Genomic DNA, 24,609 nt, shown 5'->3' with positions numbered 1-24,609 from the left:
TAAAACATCAGCGGGCAGTCTAAAAATCCGCGCAACCGGCCCACGCCATGTGATCATTTGAGACCCGTGCGTTTAACCATTCCTCCATCAACGTCACCCAAAGGGTGAGTCAGGATAAATGCCGATTCATCTATCTCCTGGGCGACAAGCTTTACGCTGCCGATCTCAAGCCGGGTGACCACACAGTGCAAAATATCCTGCTCCGATCCTGACAAGCCGCGACGACCGGTGTAGATAGTAACGCCATGATGCAATCGGTTAACGATGGCATGCCGTATCGCATCGCTCTGCCTTGATATGATGATAACAGCGGTGTACTCCTCGATGCCGTGGATCAGAAAATCAATGGTTTTCGAAGCAGCCAGGTAAGTGAGAATCGAATAGAGCGCTGACTCGATCCCGAGGATAAATGCTGCTGCCGAAAAGATGAAAACATTCAGGATCAGTATGACATCGCCGACTTTCAACAGATGCGAACTCTTGCTGATCAGAACTGCGGCGATCTCAGTGCCATCGAGGACAGCACCACCCCTTATCGCGAGCCCGATGCCCGCCCCGATAAAGAAACCTCCAAATACGGCTGTCAATAGCTTGTCAGGGGTAATATCAGGGAACTTGACCAACGCGATACATCCGGCTAGTCCGGCTATCGCCAACGTACTTTTAAATGCGAACCTGCCACCAATCTGGCGATAGCCGAGAGCTATGAACGGGAGATTGATAAGCAGAATGAGGATCGGCAACGGGACTCCCAGCACCTTTGACAACAGCATGGAGATGCCGGTAACTCCGCCATCGATAAAGTGACTGGACATCAAAAATCCCTTCAATCCCATGCCTGCCGAAAAGATCCCGAGGACAATCAGTGTGACGTTAATTATTTCCCGCTTCAGAGATTTCATATTGAAAGTCCCTCAATAACCATAAAAAGTGTAAGTTGTTTCACAGCCTGCATGTTTATTGACTCCCAACTTCTGTCTGTTGCGTTTCCACTGGAGATTCTTTCAACCTAATGGGACTTCCCCGTCGGCTTTCTAATTCCGCCACAATCGGACTCGCGATGAATATCGATGAGTAGGTGGCAATGACTACTCCGGCAACCAGAGCCAGGGCAAAATCGTGGATGACTTCGCCACCGAACAGATACAGCGATATTGCCGCCAGAAAGGTGGTCAGTGAGGTGATCACTGTTCGTGACAGCACTTCATTGATGCTTGTATTGAACAGATGCTCCATTGGCTCGTTCAGACACTTGTTGAGGTTTTCCCGTATCCGGTCGAAGACCACCACCGTGTCGGTAAGGGAGTAGCCGGCAATCGTCAGGACAGCGGTAACGAACAGCAGGTTGATCTCCTTGTTCATGACGTAAAACAAGGCAACCATTGCCAGCACGTCATGAAGTGTGGCAACTATGGCGCCAACACCGAATTTGAAATCAAAACGCCAGGCAATATAGAAAATAATCCCAACCATGGAGAGCCCCACCGCTATCAAGGTGTCCGTCTTGAGTTTGTCGCCAATCGAAGGACCGATCTCCGTGGAACTTTCTACGACAAAGTCATTGCCGGGAAACTCTTTCTTGAAGGCATCATTGATGACCTCAGCAACATTCCCTGTCGCCATGCTGGTCTTGCCGACCTTGATCAGCAGTCGGTTACCCTCTTTGATCTCCTGCAACTGTGCCTCTTTGAGGCTGTTCCGGGCAAGAAGTGTCCTGGCCGTTTCCAGAGAAACAGGCTGGCTGAATTTGAGCTGTACCGATGTCCCCCCTGAAAAATCGATCCCCATATTGGCGGCATTTCTGGATATCTGTACAATGCCGATGATCCCCACAATGGCGATAATAGCCGAAATGACGAAGGTGATCTTTCTCATGCCTATAAAGTCGATCTTGGTATTTTTGATAAATTGCATTGTTTTCTCCTATATGCTGAGCCGCTTGACCTGAAAGCGCTTGAGTATGCTGTCAAAGACCACCTTTGTTGTGACTGTAAGATAGATAAACGATATCAGCGCGAAAATCAGAATGAGACTCACGCACCATGAATGATTGGTCATGGGTGATGTTCCTTTTGATTATGAATGCCGACGGCTACCCTGGATTCCAGCATAGGAGCAGACCGGCACACGAACCAAAGGCTGATTGAAGTCTTTGCTTTAATGCCCAACTGGGCAAAAAATAAGAATTCATCGCCTATGGCAATGCCTATGGCACCACAAAGGTTATGATAATTAACGGGTTATCAAGTTTTGAGGAAACTACAGGGTTTAAGCGGGTGGAGCTCTCGCGGGAATAGATGCAATTACAGCAGAAATAAAGGTCTGAGATTCATTCTGTGGCGGAGAAATGTGGTCAACAAGATTCTTAAAATCATACGAATTGCCGGAAAGAGCTAAAAAAGAGGCAGTTTTTACGGTCTTGTATTGGGAGTGTTTTGACTGCGTATTGACAACAGCGCTGTTGGATGTTTTGGCTTTTTGTGTACTTGATAGCTTGGGTTCCTGCGGATTGGGGAAATTAGGTACACTTATCCCTTGGGAAATAAATAGAACTGCCGCCAGCATGACGAACGGCAAAAAGTATTTCATGTTTGTGAGATAAACTCCTAACAATTTCATAGCACAAACCTATACGAAACCATTATCAGGTGCAAGCAGTATTAAGTATTAGTGTATTATCAGACGGTTGTTGACTCACTTCCCATATACCGAACAACATTGGTAATAACAACGATCCAAATCGGATTAGGCCCAAGGTAACCTAGCAAGATTGGACACACATGTCCCATGGTCGCTGAACTTATTGGCTAACAGGACTCGAACTCGATTTTCAAGGACGGAGAGCTGATTGTGTAATACAACAAACCATTTGATTTTATTAGAGAAACAAACAAGCAATATGCAGTAAAAATGGCCGTTTCTCCTGAGAAAAACGGCCATTGTCCAATTTGACTTCCTCTATTGGACCATTTGACGCAAAGCTGTGATGTCCCGTAAGGGTGGCGCTCCAAACATGCGGTTGTATTCACGGTTGAACTGGGATGGGCTCTCGTAGCCAACCTGAAATGCAGCGTTAGCCGCATCCATGCGTTCTGCTAGCATAAGGCGCCTGGCTTCTTGTAAGCGCAGCTGCTTCTGGTACTGTAACGGGCTGAGCGCAGTCAATGACCGGAAGTGATGATGAAAGGTCGACGTACTCATATTTGCCTGCGCCGCAAGTTCGTCCATGCTGATGGCCTTGGAATAGTTGCTTTTCAGCCAACCGATTGCTTTGGCGATCTGCTGGCTCTGACTCCCTGCCGTTGCTATCTGGCGCAACCGCTCCCCCTGATCGCCCACCAATAAGCGATAGATGATTTCACGCTGGATAACAGGTGCCAGGATCGGAATATCCATTTTATCATCAAGCAGATCGATTAAGCGTATGAATGCGTTGACTAACGCTAGCGTCACTTCGCCAGTTGCCATGCCACGGCTGGATTGTGATGAGCGTGGTTGGGGCAGATTACTGTCCACCATCAATTGCGAAACCTCGCGCAGATCGAATTTCAGCCTGAGCCCTAGATACGGCTTTTCAGGTGATGCCTCGATGATCTGTACAATGATCGGTAGATGTACCGACGTGAGCAGGTAATGCTGCGCATCATACACAAAGGTATCCTCACCCAGAAGAACCCGCTTTGATCCTTGAACTGCCAGACAGATACTTGGCTCATACACACCACTAATCGGCTCTGTGGGCTCATCCCGACGAAAGAGTGACAAACCCGGGACGGCCGTCGTATGCAATTCTCCATGTTCGGTCCATCGTGCAATAGATGTACGCAGTGTGTCAATTGATGCAACAGAACTACCATTCTCAATATTCCGCATATCTGCTGTATTTTCCATAACTGCCTCCTGATTAAATACTACTCAACCCCTTTCGGCGTTACAACCTATTTTCGATGTTTGGCAGGATCAGGCAATAATTCGACAGGATCAGTCTACCGGTCCTCCATCTTTCGGGAGTAGATTGAAATCATCAACAAGGCTGAATCGGACAGACGAAAGGAGACTCAAATGAAAAATGATGTTGTTGTTGTGATCGGAGCTGGAGGAATTGGGCTCGCTATTGCCCGCAGACAGGGTTTCGGAAAGACCGTCCTGCTTGCGGATTTCAACGACAAGACGCTGTCTTCCGCCGCAAAGGCTTTGGACGAAGCCAGCTATGCCGTCGCCACGCAATCCGTTGATGTATCGTCGCGGGAGTCGGTGCGGGCTCTGGTCGATGCGGCAGCGGCGCTGGGGAATGTGGTCAGCGTCGTCAACACAGCTGGCCTGTCGCCTAACATGGCACCAGTAGATCGGGTGCTGGCGGTTGATCTTTACGGCTCTGCTGTCGTGTTCGAGGAGTTCGAGCGCGTCATCGCACCTGGTGGTGCTGGCCTCATCATCTCCAGCATGGCCGGACACATGATGCCAGCGCTACCGCCCGAACAGGAGCACGCACTGGCCTTTACGCCCGCGGACGAACTACTCGCCCTGCCGTTCCTGCAACCCGATGCCGTTCCCAACTCGATGATTGGTTACATGATATCCAAACGTGCCAACAACCTTCGCGTCCAGGCCGCTGCCATCAGCTGGGGTGCACGTGGTGCCCGTGTCAACTCGATCAGTCCTGGGATCATCGCAACACCACTCGCGCAGCATGAGCTGAATTCGTCAATCGGCGACGGATACCGCGCGATGATCGCTGCCTCACCTGCCGGTCGTATGGCGCCACCGGAGGAAATCGCCATAGCGGCCAGCTATCTGTTAGGACCTGACGCAGGATTTGTAACCGGCAGCGACCTGTTGATCGACGGTGGCGTCATTGCGGCGATGCGCGCTGGCAAGCTGCCGACCCCGGCTTGATGACTGCACAGGTTCGTAACTCAAAATTGAAGGTTAAGGAACAAAGGGTAACCAATAGGAGATTAAGCATGAACAACTTTATTTTCACGATTCCAACGACTGCCTATTTCGGCAAGGGGCAAATTAATATCCTTGGCAATACCATCAAGTCACATGGCGGCAGCAAGGTTTTACTGGCCTACGGCGGAGGGAGTATCAAAGCAAATGGTATTTATGACGCAACTGTTTCACAACTGAATGGAGCAGGTATCTCGTTTGTGGAATTGAACGGTATTCAGCCAAACCCGCGAATTGAAAGCGTGGAAGAAGGTATCAGGATTTATCGTGACAACAACTGTGATTTCATTCTTGGCGTTGGTGGGGGATCAACCCTCGATGCTTGCAAAGCCATTGCCGCTGGGGTGAAATATGATGGACCGGTCACCGATCTCTTTGTCGATGAGTCAGGTATTTCGTCCAGGATTACCGCAGTTGCTCCGCTGGCAACAATTCTGACAATGGCGGGGACCGGTTCTGAGCTGGATATGGGCGGCGTTATCACCGTTGGTGAGGATCATAAGAAAAAAGTCGTTCTTCACCCCTTGCTCAATCCCAAATTCTCCATTCTTGACCCGGAGTACACCTATACGGTGCCGGAACATCATTCCATGGCCGGCGTCGCGGATATCCTTTGCCATCTCATGGAGCAGTATTTCACACCTGATGTGGCCGCCACGGTTCAGGACCGCATGAACGAGGGGGTTATGAAGGCAGTGCTGGAGGAGGCCCCGAAGATCCTGGCCGATCCGCAGGATTATGACGCCCGGGCCAACATCATGTGGGCCAGTTCCATGGCTTTGGCTGGGTTCCAGTTTGTGCTCGGCAAGCCCGGCTTTCCATTCCCGCTGCACGGCATGGGGCACGAACTCTCAAGCATGTATGACATGACCCATGGCGTCACCCTGGCGCTCCTCACACCATCCTGGATGCGTCATACCATAAGTACCGCTCCGCAACAGCTGCCTATATTTGCGCAATTCGCCCGCAATGTCATGGGGGTTTCTGAAAAGGATGATACCATTGCCGCAGAGGCAGGTATCGAGGCATTAGAGGCATTCTATGCAGCCATCAAGATGCCGGCGAACCTACGTGAGGCTGGAGTCAAAGAAGAAGACCTGGAGGTCATGGCAGAGAAAGCTGTGGAAAACGGAAACCTGGGCATCCTCACGTCCATTGGCAAGGATGAGGCGCTTCAGATCATGCGAATGGCCTTCTGATTCAACAGTTGACCAGCCGTTAAGGAGAATTACCCATGAAAGACGTAATGATTCTGGTAGGTGCCGGGCAGATCGGCATGGCCATCGCTCGCAGGGTCGGTTTCGGTATGAAGATCATTGTGGGCGACTACAAGATGGCGAACGCTGAAGCGGTGGCTCTGACCATGACCAATGCCGGGTTCGATGTGATTCCCATGGAGATGGACCTTTCGTCACGGGACTCCATCCTGAGCATGATTGCCAAGGCAAAAATACATGGCGAGATCTCCATGCTAATCAACTCGGCGGGGCTCTCCCCCAGCCAGGCTCCCATTGAAGCCATCCTGAAGGTGGATCTTTATGGCACCGCCGTCTTGCTGGAAGAGGTCGGCAAGGTCATCAAGCGGGGCGGAGTGGGCGTTACGATTTCAAGCCAGTCAGGCTACCGCATGCCAGCACTTAGCGCCGAGATCGATGAACAGCTGGCAACGACCCCCACGGAAGAGTTGTTCGCCCTCGAAGTCCTGCAACCGGAAAACATTCACAGCACCCTGCATGCCTATCAGATGGCGAAGCGCTGCAACGTGAAGCGGGTGATGGCAGAGGCTGTCAAGTGGGGAGAGAGAGGCGCCCGCATCAACTCCATCTCCCCGGGCATCGTGGTCACCCCGCTGGCCATCGATGAGTTCAACGGTCCGCGAGGTGATTTTTACAAGAACATGTTCGCGAATTGCCCAGCGGGTCGCCCCGGCACGGCGGATGAAATTGCCAATGTCGCAGAACTGCTCATGAGCCATCAGGGCGCCTTCATCACCGGCGCGGATTTTCTTATCGACGGCGGTGCCACCGCATCGTTTTTCTATGGTCCGCTGAAATCGAAAGAATAAAAGAGGTTTATGTTTTTATGTCCGGATTATCACACGCAGAAGCAGAGGGAGAGATTGACGTTTTGACGCCAGTTGCCCCCGGTTGGTATTTCCTCGCAGTGCTCAGTCTATTGATGGGATTTGCCTCCATTTCTACCGACCTGTACCTGCCGGCTATGCCGGTCATGAGTAATGCCTTGCATGCCAGTGCCGGGATGCTCGAATGGACGATCTCAGGCTATCTGATTGGTTTCAGTTCGGGTCAGTTGCTCTGGGGGCCGATCAGTGACCGCTACGGCCGCCGACTGGCTATCGGCAGCGGGCTGATCCTGTTCGTCATCGGCTCGGCCGGTTGTGCACTGTCGAGCAGTGCAATGACACTGATCGGCTGGAGGATCGTGCAGGCACTTGGTGCTTGCGCAAGTGTTGCCCTGTCGCGGGCGATGGTGCGTGACCTTTACCAAGGAACAAAGGCAGCACAGATGCTGTCGACCCTGATCACGGTCATGGCGATCATGCCATTGGCCGGGCCGCTGGTCGGTGGTCAGATCGTTACCATGTTTGGGTGGCGGGCTATCTTCTGGCTTCTGGTCGTGGTCGGGCTGGTGACCTTGGGCGCGCTTTACACCATTCCCGAAACTTTGCCTGAGCACAATCGTAATCCGGAATCTCTCGGCAAAGCTTTGCTGCGTTATCTGGAGCTTCTGAAGAATCGACGTCTGCTGGGATATCTTGGCGCCGGTGGCTTCCTGTATGCTGGTATGTTTGCCTACGTTGCTGGAACTCCCTTTGTCTATATCAGCTTCTATCATGTCCCGGCCCAACTCTACGGCTTTCTGTTCGGGCTCGGCATCATCGGCATTATGCTGGCCAACATCATGAACCGATGGTTGGTGGGCCGTTTCGGCTATGACCGGATTCTGCTGTTTGGAACCATAGCGGCCATGGCCACCGGCATCTGGGCCGGCTTCGTCGCCCATAGCGGCCTGGGTGGGCTGTGGGGGCTGGTTGTGCCGCTGTTTCTGTTTGCTTCAACTACCGGCCTCATCGTCGCCAACTCGATTACCGGGGCTATGGCCGACTTTCCGCAGCGGGCCGGAGCCGTCTCTGCCCTGACCGGGGCTGTTCAGTATGGTAGCGGCATCGTCGGTTCCGGGCTTGTCGGACTCTGGTCGAACGGAACACCCTGGCCGCTGGGACTGGTGGTTGCCATGTGTGGCATAGGCTGCCTACTTTCCATGTTGCTACTCAGGCCGGTACCCAGGCGTGCTGATGATTAACGGCATCCCGATATCCTTTGAGTTCACGGAATGAACTGATGAAGCGAGTCCTTTTCCTTACCCTGATTTTGGGAGTTCTTATCCTTATGGCAACCACGATACTCGCGAACAACAGCAGCGCCGCCCACACCCGCTCAGCGCTGTCCCTGGAGAGTGACCTGAAAAATCCCGTCAAGGTGACCAAAGGCGGGCAGCTAGAGCATGCCCGCATCCTCTGGGATTTCTTTTTTAACAAACCGGCGAATACCCGCCCCTCCGGACAGATCCCGGTCCAGCGAGTGACCCGAGAGCAGTTGCTGAATGCGCCGAACAGCACGGTCTATCGCCTTGGGCACTCGACCGTCCTTATGAAACTGGCTGATGCTTTCTGGATTACTGACCCGATGTTCTCCGAGCGGGCCTCCCCAATCCAGTTCTTCGGGCCGGAGCGGTTTCACGCTCCCCCCATCAGCATTGCCGAGCTCCCCCCGATCAAGGGCGTGATCATCTCTCACGACCATTACGACCACCTGGATCAGGATTCCATCAGGCAACTGGCCGGCAAAGCCGACTGGTTCCTGACGCCGCTGGGAGTAGGGGACATTCTGGTTGACTGGGGTGTGCCCGCGGCAAAGGTGAGACAACTCGATTGGTGGCAGGAGACGGAAGTCGCCGGCATCCGCCTGGTTGCTACCCCGGCGCAGCACTTTTCCGGTCGGGGGCTCTTCAATAAGAACCGCACCCAGTGGGCGTCATGGGTTATCCTGGCCGCCGACCGGCGCTTCTTCTTCAGCGGCGACTCCGGCTATTTTGACGGCTTCAAGAAGATCGGCGAAAAATACGGCCCCTTTGATCTGACGCTGCTCGAAACGGGTGCTTATGATGCCAACTGGCCGGGGGTGCATATGCATCCGGAAGAGAGCATCCAGGCGAATATTGACCTGAAGGGCCGAAGTATGCTGCCGATCCACAACGGCACCTTTGATCTGTCCATGCACTCCTGGCACAACCCGCTTGACCGCGCGGTCGCATTGGGTGAGGCACAGCAGATTACGGTTCTGACGCCCGAGATGGGGGAACCGGTCAGCCTGCAAAGCACCGGCCGTGGTCGACACTGGTGGGGATCGGTGGATCGGGTTAAAGAACCCGGCAGGTACAGGTCAAGAGGCAGCCAGCTGTCGAAAGAATATGAACTGAGTAAAGATTAAGATGGAAAGGAATATGAAATGGCAAAGCAAAAGTGCCTGAGTGTATATTATTCACGCAGAGGCAACAACTACGTGAGCGGCAGTATTGTCAATCTGCCGGTTGGCAATACTGAACTGATTGCTAAGAAAATCCAGGGATTGACCGGTAGCGACCTGTTTCAGATCGAGACCGTAAACCAGTATCCGGAAGACTATACGGAAACAACCGAAGTCTCAAAGGATGAACTGAGACAAAACGCCCGACCAGAACTTACGGCAACAGTTGCCGATATGGATTCGTATGAGGTCATTTATCTCGGTTATCCCAACTGGTGGGGGACGATGCCAATGGCGGTATTTACGTTTCTGGAATCATACGATTTCTCGGGAAAGACCATCGTTCCCTACTGCACCCACGAGGGGAGTGGCTTGGGCAGCAGTGAACGCGATATCAAGAAGCTTTGTCCAACGACAAAGGTCTTATCCGGTTTGGCGATAAAAGGCAGCACTGTTGGCAGGGCGGATAATGATGTGGCGAACTGGTTGAAGAAGCACGATTTAATCTAATAACAAAGTATTTCCTGCTTTGAGTAATTCCGTTTGCGGCTATGCAATTGCCGTCTTGACAGACCACGGGTAAATAAGTATCTGAACCAGGTTAAGTCAAATAATTTTGCAGAGGTGATGCTGAATGCCAGGCATTATTTCCATGAAAAGCGCGGCTGTTAACCGTGAAGCGGTGCTTGCCCGGGAGATTGAACACCTGAAGCGGCGGGTCATCTGGTGTGAACGGGCCGGAGCAGATTCATCGCGCCAGGTTTCGTTTCTGTACCGGGCAGCGGACCGGTTTGGCCGCAAGATCATCACCCATTCGTTCTGCCGGGGAGAAATCGGTTCACATGGCTGTGCGACCGGCTGTTGCTGCCGCTGCCGTCCCGATGTGTTTGCCGCCGAGAGTCAGCTGCTGGATCTATTGCCACAACGGAACGACGATTCCGGCTATTGCCCCTTTTTCAACCTGGCCAGGAAAAACTGCGGCATCTACGGCGTCCGGCCGTTTGCCTGCCGCGTCTATTTCAATCTCGGCGCCACGGCCCATTACTGCCGGAATCCGAATGACACCACTCTGCAATTGTTTGACAGCCTCAAACCGCATCTGGCGAGGGTTCTGGGGTCATATCAAGGGGGCTACGGCGTTGCGGCAGCGAATTCGGTTCAGTCAGGGATGGATACAGATGTTTGACGGAATCTTCTGGGATAATGACGGCGTGCTGATGGAAACGGGTTGATCGGAGACAATCAAAAGGTGGCCAATCGGCCGCCTTTGCTGTTTCAGCATACCCTAGACGCTCTAGCAGCCCATCTTGCAAAGACCACTGTGCTGACGTCTATTTGTCATCTCATCGGGCAATCCCTGCTTCCTAAATCCTGAGTGCAATCTTCATGCTGTAAATCCAGGATCTACCGTATAACTGCTTCATTCCCAATCTATAGATTCGCTAACATCCCAAACAGCCCTGCTACTCCTTACACGCCAATAATTTAAAACCTCGCACTATCAGGCAATAATTCAACAGGATCGGTCTATCTACCTTTGCTCATTCTTCGTTACAGTGAAATCATCAACGAGGTTATCAGCATCAGGTGAAAGGAGATGATATGAAAGCTGTAGCGATAAACGGAAGCCCGAGGCCGGGCGGTAACACGGAAATCTTGCTCAAAAAGGTGCTCGAACCTCTGGAAGCCGCCGGATGGGACACTGAGGTTTTGCGGATTGGGGGGAAAGCGGTTCGGGGTTGCATGGCCTGCATGAAGTGCGTCGAGAAGCGCAATGGTCGCTGCATTATCGAGAACGATCCTATTAACGAGTACCTGGAAAAGATGTACGCAGCGGATGCGATAATCCTTGGTTCTCCGACCTATTTTGCTGATGTGACCTCGGAATTAAAGGCTCTGATTGATCGAGCCGGCTTTGTTGCGCTGGCCAACGGCGGAGCATTCAGCGGCAAGATCGGCGCAGCAGTCGTGGCGGTCCGACGTGGCGGTGCGACCCATGTGTTCAATACCATCAACAACATGTTCCTCATATCTTCCATGATTGTTCCCGGCTCATTGTACTGGAATCTTGGAATGGGAACGGATAAAGGCGAGGTCAATGGCGACGAGGAGGCCATGCGGAATATGAGCCATCTCGGGCAGACAATTGCCTGGCTTGGAACGGCCTTGGCCGCTGTCTCCGTAACCTCCCCATTTCCTAAGTTTGCTGTAGAGTTACATTAGTTGGGATGTTGTGCACCATGCCCAGGTTAATCTGCACGAGGAAACCTATTCGGTGGAGGTAAAGATGAACAGGGAAAATAAGGAAACTGACGGCTCTCTTAGATGTACAACCTTCACCCGCCGGGAATTCATCAAGGGGGTCGGGATTGGGGGTGGCGCCGTTATTCTGCTTGGCCAATTTGGCGTCCGTGCTGCGGCCTGGGCGCTCACCGGAGGCGAAGAGCTAAAAATGGTGCTGGTGGACTACACCAAATGCACCGGCTGTCGGACCTGCGAAACGGCCTGTTCGGCACAAAACTGGCCAGTGTCCATTGCCGGGCGAAAACTACCGGGTCTCGGGAATCCACGGTTCGCCAATATCCGGGTCCACAGCTTCAACCCCGACGTGGATGTGCCGAATGTCTGCGCCATGTGTGCTGATACCCCCTGCGTGAAAGCATGTCCGGTTGAGCCGGACGCCAAGTCCGGCAGGCGCGCCCTTTATCGTGACCAGGCGACTCACACCATTCATAACGATACCGCCAGGTGCATCGGCTGCCAAAGTTGCGCCAAGGCCTGCGCAAAGGAGCGGACCGGGGTCATTACCCCGAACCCCTTAACGGGCAAGCCGGAACGGATGTGCACCCTCTGCGGCGGTGATCCGCAGTGCGTCAAGCGCTGCCCCTTTGGGGCGATCTCCTATGTCGAAGTGCGGCGTGACCGGAAATTTTACGGCTTCGGCCCGGATAAAATTGCGGCGGAACTGGCCAAAGGTTGGTACGGAACGGCTGAGTTCGGAGGGATGAAATGAGCAAGAACCCTGGATACCATGGCGTACTTCTACACATCGACCTTACCACCAGCAAAAGTGAAAAAGTGGCCATCGCCCCGGCTGATCTGGACAAATTTGTTGGCGGGCAGGGGCTCGGCATGAAGATTCTCTGGGACCGGCTGAAGAAGCCGGGAATCAATCCGCTTTCGCCCGAAAACCCGCTGATCTTCATGCCCGGTCCGTTTTCGGGACTGCCGGTCCCTTCCTCCTCCAGGACCTGTGTGGTGACGAAATCTCCCATCACCTCACCGATGAAATCCGATTATGACCATGCCTCGACCGTTTCCTACTCGAACATGGGAGGCTTTTTCGGCCCGGAGATCCGGTTTGCGGGGTATGACGGTCTTGTCATTACCGGCAAGGCGCCGGAGCTCAGCTATGTCGTCATAGATGACGACAAGGTGGAGATTCGCGAGGGGAAGAGGTTCAAGGGGATGCGCACGGATGTCTTCGACAAGGTATTCCTGGATGCGCTCGGTGACCGGCGATTCAAGACGGTCTACATCGGACCGGCCGGAGAGAATCTCGTGCCGTATGCCAGCATTCTCCATACGGCGGGGCGGGCAGCGGGCCGGGGTGGTATGGGGTGCGTCATGGGATCCAAGAACCTGAAGGCTATCGCGGTCAAGGGATCGGGACAACCAGGTGTTGCCGATCACCAGCGGTTCCTGGCCGCCCTAGATAAGGCACGGTCCGCACTCTACGGTACCGCTTATGCCAAAAATTGGGCGGAACAAGGGACGGCCCGGGCCATCGTTGCCAACAGCAATGCAGGGACCGAGGCGGTCCGGAACTATCGCGAGGGGACTTTCCCGGAGGCTGACAAAATTGGTGGTGACGCCGCCCGGCGCGATGTCTGGGTGAAAGACATCGCCTGCTACTGCTGCCCGCTGGCCTGCAAGAAGAGCGGCATCACGAAAGGCAAATATGGCGGCATTGTCCACGACGGTCCCGAGTACGAAACCGGCGTAATGCTCGGCTCGAACCTCCTGATCTCGGACATGCCCGGCTTATTGAAAGCGATCACCACCCTTGACGATCTCGGTCTCGACCAGATTTCCACCGGCAACGTCATCGGCTTTCTCATGGAGGCCTACGAAAAGGGCCTAATCAATCTGGGATTTCTGGATGGCATCGATCTCAAATGGGGCAGTGTCGACGCTACACTGGCGATGATCGAGAAGATCGCTGCGAAGGATGGCGTGGGTGCCCTGGCCGCCGAAGGAGTGCGGGCATTGTCCTGGCACATCGGCAAGGGGAGTGAAAAGTTTGCCATCCAGGTAAAAGGGCTTGAACTGGCGGCACACAACATCCAGGCAAACCAGCCCAGGGGGCTCTCCTATGTCACAGCCTCCCGCGGGGCCTGTCACATGAGCGGCGACAACATCGCCATGCAGAACCGGCGGGCCATGCTGGATTCGACAGGCATGTGTTTTTTCCCTACCTTTGAGCCGGCATTGGAAGAACCGATGCTCGCCATGCTCAGCGCCATTACCGGCCATGAATACGACAAGGCCGAGTTCGAGAAAGCCGGTGAACGGATTTTCAACCTGGAGAAGCTGTTCAATTACCGCGAGGGGTTCCGCCGGGCCGACGACCGGCTGCCTGATCGTTTTTTCGAGGACGCCTTCACCGTTGGCCCCAAGAAAGGAGCGGTGCTCGACCGGAACCAGTTCGACGCCATGCTCACCCAGTACTACAAAGATCGGGGTTGGGATCCTGAAACTACCAGGCCGGAGAAGGAAAAGTTGCATGAACTTGGGCTGGATTCTATATAAGCCATGGAGGTAATAAAATGACTGCCAAAACCTTGATACAATCATTTACGCTACTCGCCGCAGCAGGTGTTGTTACGGGCCAGGCGCTGGCCGCAGATCCCCCTCAATCAGCGCAAACCATAACCAGGGCCGGTACCCAGGCTTCCATCAAAGGATCTGTCGAATACTTTACCGGCTCTGTCCGTGTCGATCCCTTGTTTTCGGCCAACGACGTGGCCCCATTTTCTGGAGCATATGTCACCTTCGAGCCGGGGGCCAGATCGGCTTGGCATATCCATCCGACTGGACAGCGACTGTTGGTGACTGCCGGCGTGGGCCGGACCGGGGAATGGGGTGGCCCGGTCGAAGAGATCAAGGCCGGTGATGTGATATGGTGCCCGCCGAAGATAAAGCACTGGCACGGCGCCTCACCAACTACTGCCATGACGCACATCGCCATCACCGGGACACTCAACGGCAAGAACGTTGAATGGCTGGAAAAGGTTAGTGATGAGCAATACAACGGCAAACCGGGAGGCAAGCATGAATAGACTTATCACCGCTTTCCTGGCTGTCATGCTTGTCATGATGTATCTCATTGTGGCCATAGCGGAGGCGCAAACCATGAACAAAAATCAGAAACTGAGTGCAAAACAACAAGGCATTATCCCCATCGCAGCTTTTACGGCCAAGGGTGATCTGGAAAGACTGAAAGTCTCACTGAAGGAAGGGCTGGATGCCGGCCTGACTATCAACGAGATCAAGGAAGTTCTGGTGCAACTGTATGCCTACGCCGGATTCCCGCGCAGCCTGAACGCAATCGGCACCTTCATGACTGTTTTGGAAGAGCGGCAGAAGAAGGGGGTCAAGGAAGAGGCTGGCAGGGAAGCTAGCCCCTTGCCGGCAAATAAGAGCAGTATCGAACTGGGTACGGACATTCAGACGCGACTGCTCGGTAAGCCGGTCACCGGGGCAATATATTCTTTCGCCCCCGCCATTGACCAATTTTTGAAAGGCCACCTGTTCGGTGATATCTTTGGGCGAGACAACCTGGACTTTCAGAACAGGGAGATCGCTACCATTTCAGCACTTGCCAGTATGGATGGCGTTAACCCTCAACTTCAGGCCCATTTCAATGTTGGGCTGAATACCGGCCTGACTGAGGAACAATTAAAGATCCTGATTTATGCACTCAGTGCCAAGGTTGGCAAGAAAGAAGCTGATAATGCCAGTGAAGTTTTCGGCAAAGTTTTGAGCGACAGAAAACAATCTTCCGACCGGCAAACTTCCTGAAAGATGTTTGGACCAAAGCGGCAAAAGCTAGCGGCATCACTGACAAAGTTCCCTATTCCCTTCGGCATACCTCGTTAACTGTGAATCGGCTTGCAACATTGACCCTTTTCGGCGCTCTCCTTGACCCACCAGACACATTTTAACTTACAGATATAACATAAACTGGCGGGTCACATCTGGACGCCGATCCGGGTCAAACCTGGAAGCCGATTCACAATCTGGTCATTGCTGTCACGATGGAAGGAGTAAAAGAGTTTCTCGGCATGTGGGCTGCTGAAACAGAAGGGGCGGAATTTTGGCTTTCCATCTTGACCGAATTGAAGAATAGGGAGTTAAGGATATACTAATAACCTGCGTAGATGGTCTAAAAGGATTTCCCGAAGCCATCTAGGCTGTTTTCCCACAGGTGCAGGTGCAACTCTGCATCGTCCATCTGGTGCGGCCCAGCCTGAACGTATCGTGGAAGCAGCTCAAGGAAATGGCAAATGATGCCATTGAATAACTGAACATGCCACTGCGGAAAGTGACCAAGAACCTGTACAGCCGACTGGATTGCTAAAGAAGGTGCTGGAAACGCCGGACTCATAGAATTAAATTGCCGGAAATGCCATTCCAAAAATTATTGCAGGCCCTACTCAGAAGAAGGAAATATGAGTAACACCCCGAAACATCCATTTATTAAACAACTAATTACAGGAGTTATGCTCCTTAATCTTGTTGTTGCCGTGATTATTCTTTTTTCTTTGGCTCAGAGCAAGCATCGTTATGACGAAAGGGCTGCGGTCACAACACAGAACTTGACTCAAGTGCTTGATGAAGCGCTGTCCGGTATAATTGCACATGTTGATGTAGCAATATTGGCGGTTGTCGATGAAGCGGAACGACAACTGGCTTCCGGAGCCATAGATGAAATTCAGTTCAACAACTTTATAATTCGTGAAAAATCGCGCCTTCCAGAACTTATAGCATTTAGAGCTACCGATGCTTCAGGGGATGCTATCTATGGCCCAAAGGCAAGTCCCGTCAAAACGACCAGCCTTGCTCAAAGGGACTACTTTGCGTATCTTCGTGACAACCCAAAAGCTGGCCTGGTAATTTCAAAACCTTTGGTGGGGGGCATTTCCGGAAAATGGATGGTTGTATTTTCCCGCAGGGTCAATCGTCCAGACGGTGCTTTCGCAGGGTTGGTTTACGCTGGCGTTCCTCTCGATCATCTTACGAAGACATTTTCAAAATTGAATGTCGGCAAAAATGGCGTCATATCTTTGATTGACTCTGAATTCAGCTTAGTAGCGCGGTATCCAGACTTAAAGAACGTAGAACGTGGGACTGGGCAAAAAGTTGCGTCTAAACAATTCATAGAGTTGATAGAAGCAGGCAAAACGATTGGAACCTACACTGCCAAGAGCAGTATTGATTCTTTGGTACGTATATATTCTTTCCGCACCATAGCATTATCACACCCCTTTTATATCTTTGTTGGGCTTGCAACTTCAGATTATCTGGCCGAATGGCATACTGAAATTTGGGTAATGTCTCTATTCATGTCAATCTTCCTGTTCATCTCCGTCATCGCAACAAGGTTGGTCCTCCGGCAATGGAAAGCAAACAAAAAGTCCAAGGATGAGATTGCAGAACATAAGACAATGCTTGAGCAGATACTGGATACTGCGAGCGTGGCGATTTTTCTTGTAGATTTGAAAGGAAAAATCATTCACGCCAATAAGCAGATGGCAGAGATGTTTGCCTGCTCAATTACGGATTTGTATGGAATGGAATACGTCGATCTTGTCCACCCTTCTGAACGGGTAATTGGCCGAAAGAGAATGCTCGACCTGTTGGAGAGTAAAGTCCAGTCCGTTGATCTTGAGCGATATTATTTGCGTATGGATGGAAAGGAATTTTGGGGGCACCTCTCTGGCAGACGCTTTTATGACATTCAGGGCAACGAATTAGGGCTTATTGGCGTAATTGCAGACATAAATGAACGTAAAGTGGCGGAAGAGGCGTTAAAGAAAAGTGAAAATCAATTATCAATGGTTCTGCAAGGAAGCCAGTTGGGTTTCTGGGATTGGAACATCATATCCGGTGAAGTGAAGCGTAACAGTCGCTGGGCTGAAATGATTGGCTTCACCTTGGAGGAGATCGAATTTACCGTCGGAAACTGGGATACTCTTATACACGAAGACGACCGTGCACTTGCATGGCAATCTATCAATGATCATCTTGCAGGCATAACACCTATGCATGCAGTTGAATATCGTATGCGCTGTAAGGACGGCCAATGGAAATGGATCCGTGACAGAGCAATGGTGGTTGAATATAGCTTAGATGGACAACCAACTCGAATGTGCGGCACTCACGAGGACATTACTCAGCAAAAAATGGCCGAGGAGGAGCGTAACAACCTCGAAAAACAACTTCTGCATGCCCAAAAACTGGAGAGTTTGGGTGTGCTGGCCGGCGGCATTGCTCACGACTTCAACAATATCCTCATGGCTATCCTCGGCAATGCTGATCTGGCACTTATGAGAATCAACAAGGAATCACCGGCCACCGAGAACCTGCACAAGATCGAGCAGGCGGCAGCCCGCGCAGCGGACTTGGCCAAACAGATGCTGGCATACTCCGGTAAGGGTAAATTCGTTGTAGAGAACATCGATTTGAATCTCATTTTAGAAGGCATGCTGCACATGTTGGAAGTCTCAATATCAAAAAAAGCCGTACTGCGATTCAACCTGCATCATGATCTCCCCGCTGTAGAGGCAGACGCCACCCAAATACGTCAAATAGTAATGAATCTTGTCATAAACGCTTCTGAAGCTATTGGTGATAAGAGTGGTGTTATATCCATATCCACTGGCTGTATAGATTGCGACAAGGATTACCTGAAATCAGCTTGGCTTAACACCGATATCCCTGAAGGCCGATATGTCTACTTTGAGGTTTCCGACAGTGGCTGCGGTATGGATAAGGAGACACAGTCAAAGCTGTTCGATCCGTTCTTCACCACCAAATTTACCGGCAGAGGATTGGGGATGGCGGCTGTTCAGGGAATCGTCCGGGGACACAAAGGTGCTATTAAAGTCTACAGCGAACCGAACAACGGGAGCAGTTTCAAGGTGTTACTGCCTGTCTGTACAGAGGTTGCAAGGCAACAGGTTGTTGACGCTGGTACCGTTGAATTCAAGGGTGAAGGGACGATCCTGCTGGTAGATGACGAAGAGACCATCCTGGATGTCGGTTCGCAGATGATCAAGGAACTCGGTTTTTCGGCCATCACGGCCATAGACGGCCGGGATGCGATCGAAAGATTCAAGTCGCAGCAGGGGTTATTCTGCGTCATACTTGATCTGACCATGCCTCATATGGACGGAGAACAGACATTTAGGGAGTTAAGAATAATCGACCCGAGCGTGAAGGTAGTCATATCGAGCGGTTACAGTGAGTATGAGGTGACCCAGAAATTTGCCGGAAAGGGGTTAGCGGGGTTCATCCAAAAACCGTTCAAGTTGTCAACTTTAAAGGAGGTGCTCCAACGTATCTGAATCAAATCATATGACCGGAAAAACATTTACACAAAATTCTAGACACACCCATTTGAGATGGCTTCAACTGGAACCTGACGAGTATCTATTAAACTGAAGGAAGTCCAAGCCTTTTACGAGCTAAGTGTCCTACAAGCCTTCCTCTTCAAATACCCTTTCCACTATTTCCTGACGCTTTTTACTCCTACCGCCAAATCTTTTGTATATTTCGTTCTTAATAGGCAGCATTTCGAGGGATTGGCATTCTCGTAGGTACTGTCGGATTTGAGCTACAAATATTTCCTCCTCCTGTGCCTGCCGCTGGTGCTCCTGATCCTTGTAGCGGCGTGTAACCGCCTTGCAGAGGCGAGAGTCGAACTGGTAAAGAGCCGATACATGGCAGTTACAGCTCCTGGCAATATCGATAACTTTCCTGGGAGGTTCTTCTCCAGAGGCTATTCGCTGCATTGTCTGATGAATCATGGGCCAGTCGATGGGGCTTTGCGAGGTCACGTTAAGACCTGTGGATGTCTCGCAGGCAGGTTCATATGCAGTACTCTCTTCAAAAAAATCCCCATTAGCGATTTCCACCAAGGTTACGTTAAATACCTGGCATATCCACAGCAGGTTGCCGAGCATGGGGACGTAGGCACCGTTCAGCCAGTCAAGAACATACGAGTGATTGATTTTCAGCAGGCGGGCAAGCGCCCGGGCACTTTTGTCCTTCATGCGCGTCCTGATAAGGAAAGCGATGAAATCCGCTATCCGCTCACGCTTGGGTTGCTCCCGCAGAGTAGGGCCAACAGCAAGAAGATCTCCCACTAAATTGGCTACTCGTAAATATGACTCTTCTGATGGTGATACCTGCGGAGCATTGCCGGCGCCAAGCCATTCTCCGCAGGATGTGCAATACCCTGGGACGATTCGAGGCGCCAACACAGGAGATTTTGACTGGCAGCAAGGGCAACGGTCGACGAGCCAACATCCATGCCGCGGGCAGGCCTTCACCTCTGCGACATTGAAAAGCAGGGGTTCGTAAACACGATTCTGCTCACGCAACTCGTTGAGGCATACTGGGCACCATGACCGGTCCCTATTTAGCAACTTCTTGTCAGGAATAATATTTCTGAACATCAGGAAATTTGTGTGGATGAGATCCTGGCAATGCGAAAGCATCCCCAGGACTCTCACCCACTCAGCACTTGTTCCACAGCGGCCGTTCATTGCAGCAATTGCACTAAATGAACTCTCCGTTACCCTGGCAGGTGTCAGGTACTGGTGGCTGAGCAACGGTGAGATCACGTGACAGAGAACATCCTTCACTGTCAGATCGATGTGGTCTGCACACCTTGAAAGATAACTGCTTAAGCTTTCGACTAAGGGAGTGTTAAGACCTTGGACGTTCAGGTTGACAAGAGGAGTCGGCAACCGCTTTTCATGGAATTCCGGCAGCCATTCACAAGTATTTTGCTGTTTATTCGACATCCTGATCTCTCCCATTCTTGAGGCGCTGAGGTTTCCTTTCACCGGGCTTGAGCTTCTTGCCCGGTGAATTATTACGCGCAGGTTTCTGTTTTTTGGCCTTTTCTGCCGCTGAGGTTTCAATTTTGAGCAGCTCTTTCATCTTCGTAAGCGGCTGCGCCGAAGTGGTGAGCTTCTTCTCGCCCTCGACCAGTTCTTTCCAGATGGTTTTGAGCTGTTCGTCGGACATCACTGTCCTCATCAGGTGGTCATGCGTGAACATATTTCCCCCTTCGATCGCCACAAGCCTGACGGTCCTGTCGAGCCAGCTCTTGAGGATGCCGACGCAGCCCAGTGAACCTGCGTACAGATCTTCGATCATGCTGACCAGTGGGGGGGCGCAGGTGAAGGGGATCTTCTCCTGGAACGTTGCGAGCACGTTGGTGAATTCCTGGCACTCATCCAGGTTGTTGGGCATGTAGCGTGGGAAGTGGATATCAATACTCCGACGGCTCAACTGTCCACTCAGGTTCCGGAAGTTGATGAGGTCGTAGACGCCGGCAAGCACGATGATGGTCTCGGTCAGATTGGCAATGGACTTCAAATGATCCAGTTGTGCATGAATGCCGCCGGGACCGCTGCCAATACCGATATGCTGCGCCTCATCGATTATAAGCACCTTCACGTTCCTCCTGATTATCGCTTCCTGCAACGAGAAGAGGAGTTCATATCCGACGGTTTTCTGCCATTTCGGGGGCTTGTGCGTACGCAATTCCAGCGGGCACTTTTTGATCGGTAGCGGTTCCATCATTACATTCAATGTTGAGCGATACAGTTCCTTCCAGGAGAATTTTGGGCTGTCCGGAGCCCGGGCTTCGACAACCAGAACCGGCAGGTCGCCTTTGGAAGAAATGCCGGAGGAAAACATTTCATCGGTAAACTTTTCCCGGAAGCTTTCAATGAGGGTCGTTTTGCCAACCCCAGTTGGGCCGAAAAGGAAAATGAGCGTGCCTTCGACGGCATTGTTCACCTCGAAAAACAGCTTTTCACGAGCCGTCACGAGATGAGCATGGGTAATGCGGCCGTTCTGAAAAGCTTCGACATCTTGGTTGCCTGGAAAAATCTTCATGCTATGTCCTTTCTGTTTGCGGTTAGTGCGCATATACATCTCAGGTTCGAGGAACCTTGGAGGAGGTCGACCTCGCGATTGATGGCCGGATACATGTTGCTGGGTGTGAAAGTCATAAATATCCTTGTCCTGAACAGTGCATCGATTACAGATCATCCAGTATCTTAATGGCCGAAGTGTCGTACACGAGAGTTGTCTTGCCCTGCTCGCCGATAGAGCCCTCAACTGCATTTGCAGGCTCAGTATGCCCATCCTCCTCGGCATATTCGTAGGAGCGGCCTTCGGCATCCCGTTTGCGCATGACCAGAAGCACCTCCTCGTTGCTAGTCTCCCTGAGGAAGTCCCGTAACAGCTTTGGGGTCATTTGGTATTTTTGGTTCGTCAGACGGCACCTTTTCTTGATTTCTGTCGATATCCGTATCATTTCGCACTCAGTGAGCCCGTTTAGATAATGGAAAAACTCCGGGGAACGACATATCTGCCAGGTACCATTGACATACGCGTAGGCAATCCCAATATTGAACGGTTCGTAGCGAACCGGAACCCGAGTCTTTTCGATCACCCGGGAACGAAATGCGTCACACCAGTAAAAGATGTTGTTGATCTTCACCCCCTTTGACGGGACTACCAAGGCTGTCCCTTTGGGGGGTGTGGGACGGGTCATCATCATGAACGAATCATCGTAGGCAACGCAGCGGCCCGTGCGCAGACCATGCTCGATTATTCCTCGTTCAAAGGCGGCCCGGGGGGATTCGAACAGCGCCGGGTGATCAATCTGGTCGTAGATTTCATACAGGAATTCCTCGAGACGGGGTTTGAGCGCGTCAAAGGTCCAGACGGCGTTGTTGGCCGGAAGATGACTTGAACTAACCGATCGGGGGTTCTTCATCCCCTGGGTATTGCCCAGCAGTGTGTTGACAAATACCGTATTCGTGGTGCCGAAAATCCGCTCCACCACACTGCCGAACCGCGCCTGTGACGGAGGTCGGTATTTGATGTTGATCATGTAATAGGCGCACACACGTGCGAGGTAACGCGAATGGAACTCCTTACCGTTATCGAGGACGAGAGTTTGCGGTAGTCGCTGGAACCGCCTAACGCACTCCCGCAGAATCATCATCACGGGCCGGTAGCTCGGAGGCTCAAAAGAAATATAGATGGCCAAAACTCTGCGGGTGAAAGCGTCAATCATGATGGTGAGCCAAAGGTGAGTGAGTGATTTGCCGGTTTTCGAATCGAAGAGCACTATGTCGAGCCGTGTGTGATCGATGTGTACAACCTCAAATGGTCGATCGCCGTGACGGGGAGTGTCAATCTCCAGCTGCCAGTAGGATATCTCGACCTGGTAGGCGGCTTTTTTCCCCTTACGCTTTCTGGTTACCTCAACGCGACTTATTTTTGAGCTCACACCGCAAAAAGTACGTTGCGACGCAGGGGTAATGCCCTCCTCCTCACACCGCTGTACATATTCAGCGTACGCTCGCTTAAGCGTAGGTTGGCTTTTGGTCAGGTAAACTTGGTGCAGCACGTCGTTAATCAATGCTGCGGCACGTTTTGGCATCTTTGCTTGTCGGTTCCCTCTCGCCTTGCAATCGTCAAATAGGCCCAAAAAACCGCACCCATAGGTCATTTCGGCGTCACGATACCGTCTAAGCCACTTCCAGGCGGTGGAAGGGGTTTGACGGCCGGCCTTGTTAAGCCACGGCAGGACGAAATCCCGCATCCGTTGCCTGGCGCGCTCAAATTCATCGTCGCTTTTTGAGTTCAGGATTGCCTGGATATCCGCGTTTCGTGCGCTGGCATCGCCGGTTGAGGTGATTTTCCCTATCTTTATCAACTGCTCGAAAGTTTCCAGAGAAAATGTGGTGACTTTCCCGTCCTGATTTCTCAGCCAGACATCATTGCTGATCTGGATGATTTCAAACGGCCGACCGTCGAAGGAGATTATCGATCCTTCTGCCAGGCGAACCGAACCAGCTGCCGGTGACCAACCTCCCGCCAACGGTAAATCAAGAAAGCTGTCAGACATCGCCCTGTTGGTAAACACCGGTACTGACTGATGGCGGGCCAGAACATGCTGATTGAGATCCACATACAGCTCTTCGTAGGCAATCAGTTTCAGCACGTCGGAGCGCGAGTAATCCCCTTCGTGCGAGAATATTTCGCCCAGTGTGATCCCTTCGTGGGTAGCTACCAGTTGGAGGATGCTTCGCTTTGCCGATGGAGCTATGTTACCGGATTCATGCAGGAAATCGAGGATGTACTCGATATTGCGCTGAAGGATTGCGTTGAATTCTGCCGTCGAGCAAATGTGGTAGAACAGTCCGAGTCTTTCCGCAAATTCCTCGCCGCTGGGGCATGACCAGGAACCGTCATCATGTCGTAAATAACGATTCGAGTGAGCCGAAGATGTCAATAATACCGACTCAGGCTTGACCTCAACCCATCCTGCGCTGCCGTCCTGACGAAGTAAAAAGAAATCGGCCGTTGACCAGATCCCCTGGTTCAGTCCGTGCTCGTTGGTCCATGAGATTTTGATCTGTTCAGGAGGCTGATCATAAAACTCCAGCACCTCGTCCGACACCTCGCATTCTCTGATGAAGCACCACTCGCCCATGTTGCTTTCGGATTTGATCTCGCATCCCATTTTTTGGCTCTGAAACACGCCGGTCATATTGGAGTAATTCCCTCTGACATTGCGTCCAGGAGGTTTCAGCCGGATAGAGTCGATAATTGCATCGCCTGCTGGTGGGCGGGGCACCATTGCCTTCCATTCGGCATACTGATCATCGTTCATGCGCATTGACTGATCCACCTCCGGTAGTCTTAGGGTTGCTTCCGCACTTCGGGAGATTTTGTGCAGGCCAGAAAGCAGGAAAAGCTGGGTCAGAGAGTTTAGCTGGCCTCT

The 24,609-nt window shown here is 52.0% G+C and carries 20 protein-coding genes and 1 pseudogene; 14 read left to right on the top strand and 7 right to left on the bottom strand.

Going from position 1 to position 24,609, the window contains the following annotated elements; translation table 11 throughout:
• Window positions 1-53 precede the first annotated feature (53 nt).
• The 4 genes from KI809_RS05080 to KI809_RS05065 all read right to left on the bottom strand — a co-directional run bounded on the left by KI809_RS05080 (window position 54) and on the right by KI809_RS05065 (window position 3,873).
• Window positions 54-902, bottom strand: a complete 849-nt coding sequence (locus KI809_RS05080; protein ID WP_214170395.1) for a YitT family protein — start codon at window positions 900-902, stop codon at window positions 54-56.
• Between the two features lie 55 nt (window positions 903-957).
• On the bottom strand, window positions 958-1,914 hold the full coding sequence (gene secF / locus KI809_RS05075) for a protein translocase subunit SecF (protein ID WP_214170394.1): 957 nt from the start codon (window positions 1,912-1,914) through the stop codon (window positions 958-960).
• Window positions 1,915-2,268: 354 nt separating this feature from the next.
• Window positions 2,269-2,589 (bottom strand): hypothetical protein, encoded by a 321-nt coding sequence (locus KI809_RS05070; RefSeq protein WP_214170393.1) that lies wholly within the window; start codon window positions 2,587-2,589, stop codon window positions 2,269-2,271.
• Between the two features lie 369 nt (window positions 2,590-2,958).
• Window positions 2,959-3,873 carry an AraC family transcriptional regulator gene (locus KI809_RS05065; RefSeq protein ID WP_435052243.1) on the bottom strand — a complete coding sequence of 305 codons (915 nt, stop codon included), beginning with the start codon at window positions 3,871-3,873 and terminating at the stop codon, window positions 2,959-2,961.
• Window positions 3,874-4,062: 189 nt separating this feature from the next.
• Between KI809_RS05065 and KI809_RS05060 the strand changes: the two genes are divergently transcribed.
• The 14 genes and pseudogenes from KI809_RS05060 (at window position 4,063) to KI809_RS04995 (ending at window position 19,132) form a co-directional block, all read left to right on the top strand.
• Complete coding sequence (locus KI809_RS05060; RefSeq protein WP_214170391.1) at window positions 4,063-4,896, top strand: SDR family oxidoreductase; 834 nt, start codon at window positions 4,063-4,065, stop codon at window positions 4,894-4,896.
• A 68-nt stretch (window positions 4,897-4,964) separates the two neighbouring features.
• Window positions 4,965-6,152, top strand: coding sequence for an iron-containing alcohol dehydrogenase (locus KI809_RS05055; protein WP_214170390.1), 1,188 nt, complete (start codon window positions 4,965-4,967; stop codon window positions 6,150-6,152).
• A gap of 35 nt (window positions 6,153-6,187) precedes the next feature.
• Window positions 6,188-7,018, top strand: coding sequence for an SDR family oxidoreductase (locus tag KI809_RS05050; RefSeq protein WP_214170389.1), 831 nt, complete (start codon window positions 6,188-6,190; stop codon window positions 7,016-7,018).
• A gap of 17 nt (window positions 7,019-7,035) precedes the next feature.
• Window positions 7,036-8,277: a multidrug effflux MFS transporter gene (locus KI809_RS05045; RefSeq protein WP_214170388.1), complete on the top strand. Its 1,242-nt coding sequence runs from the start codon at window positions 7,036-7,038 to the stop codon at window positions 8,275-8,277.
• 38 nt (window positions 8,278-8,315) lie between these two features.
• Entirely contained in the window at window positions 8,316-9,464 is a 1,149-nt protein-coding gene (locus KI809_RS05040) for an MBL fold metallo-hydrolase (protein ID WP_214170387.1), read from the top strand.
• Window positions 9,465-9,482: 18 nt separating this feature from the next.
• Entirely contained in the window at window positions 9,483-10,010 is a 528-nt protein-coding gene (locus tag KI809_RS05035; RefSeq protein WP_214170386.1) for a flavodoxin, read from the top strand.
• Between the two features lie 124 nt (window positions 10,011-10,134).
• Window positions 10,135-10,686, top strand: a complete 552-nt coding sequence (locus KI809_RS05030) for a YkgJ family cysteine cluster protein (RefSeq protein WP_214170385.1) — start codon at window positions 10,135-10,137, stop codon at window positions 10,684-10,686.
• Window positions 10,687-11,102: 416 nt separating this feature from the next.
• Window positions 11,103-11,723: a flavodoxin family protein gene (locus KI809_RS05025; protein WP_214170384.1), complete on the top strand. Its 621-nt coding sequence runs from the start codon at window positions 11,103-11,105 to the stop codon at window positions 11,721-11,723.
• 64 nt (window positions 11,724-11,787) lie between these two features.
• On the top strand, window positions 11,788-12,513 hold the full coding sequence (locus KI809_RS05020; protein ID WP_214170383.1) for a 4Fe-4S dicluster domain-containing protein: 726 nt from the start codon (window positions 11,788-11,790) through the stop codon (window positions 12,511-12,513).
• Window positions 12,510-14,312 (top strand): aldehyde ferredoxin oxidoreductase family protein, encoded by a 1,803-nt coding sequence (locus tag KI809_RS05015; protein ID WP_214170382.1) that lies wholly within the window; start codon window positions 12,510-12,512, stop codon window positions 14,310-14,312. Before KI809_RS05020 ends, KI809_RS05015 begins: the two co-directional genes overlap by 4 nt.
• A 17-nt stretch (window positions 14,313-14,329) precedes the next feature.
• Entirely contained in the window at window positions 14,330-14,842 is a 513-nt protein-coding gene (locus KI809_RS05010) for a (R)-mandelonitrile lyase (protein ID WP_214170381.1), read from the top strand.
• On the top strand, window positions 14,835-15,584 hold the full coding sequence (locus KI809_RS05005; RefSeq protein ID WP_214170380.1) for a carboxymuconolactone decarboxylase family protein: 750 nt from the start codon (window positions 14,835-14,837) through the stop codon (window positions 15,582-15,584). The genes KI809_RS05010 and KI809_RS05005 overlap by 8 nt, the downstream gene beginning before the upstream one ends.
• A 218-nt stretch (window positions 15,585-15,802) precedes the next feature.
• Window positions 15,803-16,074 (top strand): annotated as a pseudogene (locus tag KI809_RS05000) (transposase); the annotation flags it as partial.
• 160 nt (window positions 16,075-16,234) lie between these two features.
• Window positions 16,235-19,132, top strand: a complete 2,898-nt coding sequence (locus KI809_RS04995) for a PAS domain S-box protein (protein WP_214170379.1) — start codon at window positions 16,235-16,237, stop codon at window positions 19,130-19,132.
• Window positions 19,133-19,261: 129 nt separating this feature from the next.
• Here the strand turns inward: KI809_RS04995 and KI809_RS04990 are convergent, their stop codons facing one another.
• The 3 genes from KI809_RS04990 to KI809_RS04980 all read right to left on the bottom strand — a co-directional run bounded on the left by KI809_RS04990 (window position 19,262) and on the right by KI809_RS04980 (window position 24,504).
• A complete protein-coding gene (locus KI809_RS04990) occupies window positions 19,262-20,596 on the bottom strand; it encodes a TniQ family protein (protein ID WP_214170378.1) in 1,335 nt (444 codons plus the stop codon).
• Entirely contained in the window at window positions 20,586-21,701 is a 1,116-nt protein-coding gene (locus tag KI809_RS04985; protein ID WP_214170377.1) for an ATP-binding protein, read from the bottom strand. The genes KI809_RS04990 and KI809_RS04985 overlap by 11 nt, the downstream gene beginning before the upstream one ends.
• A 145-nt stretch (window positions 21,702-21,846) precedes the next feature.
• Complete coding sequence (locus KI809_RS04980; protein WP_214170376.1) at window positions 21,847-24,504, bottom strand: TnsB C-terminal domain-containing protein; 2,658 nt, start codon at window positions 24,502-24,504, stop codon at window positions 21,847-21,849.
• Window positions 24,505-24,609 lie beyond the last annotated feature (105 nt).

The organism is Geoanaerobacter pelophilus (genome assembly GCF_018476885.1).
In the GTDB taxonomy this organism is placed as follows: Bacteria; Desulfobacterota; Desulfuromonadia; order Geobacterales; family DSM-12255; genus Geoanaerobacter; species Geoanaerobacter pelophilus.
This window is presented reverse-complemented; position numbering and strand designations above follow the sequence as displayed.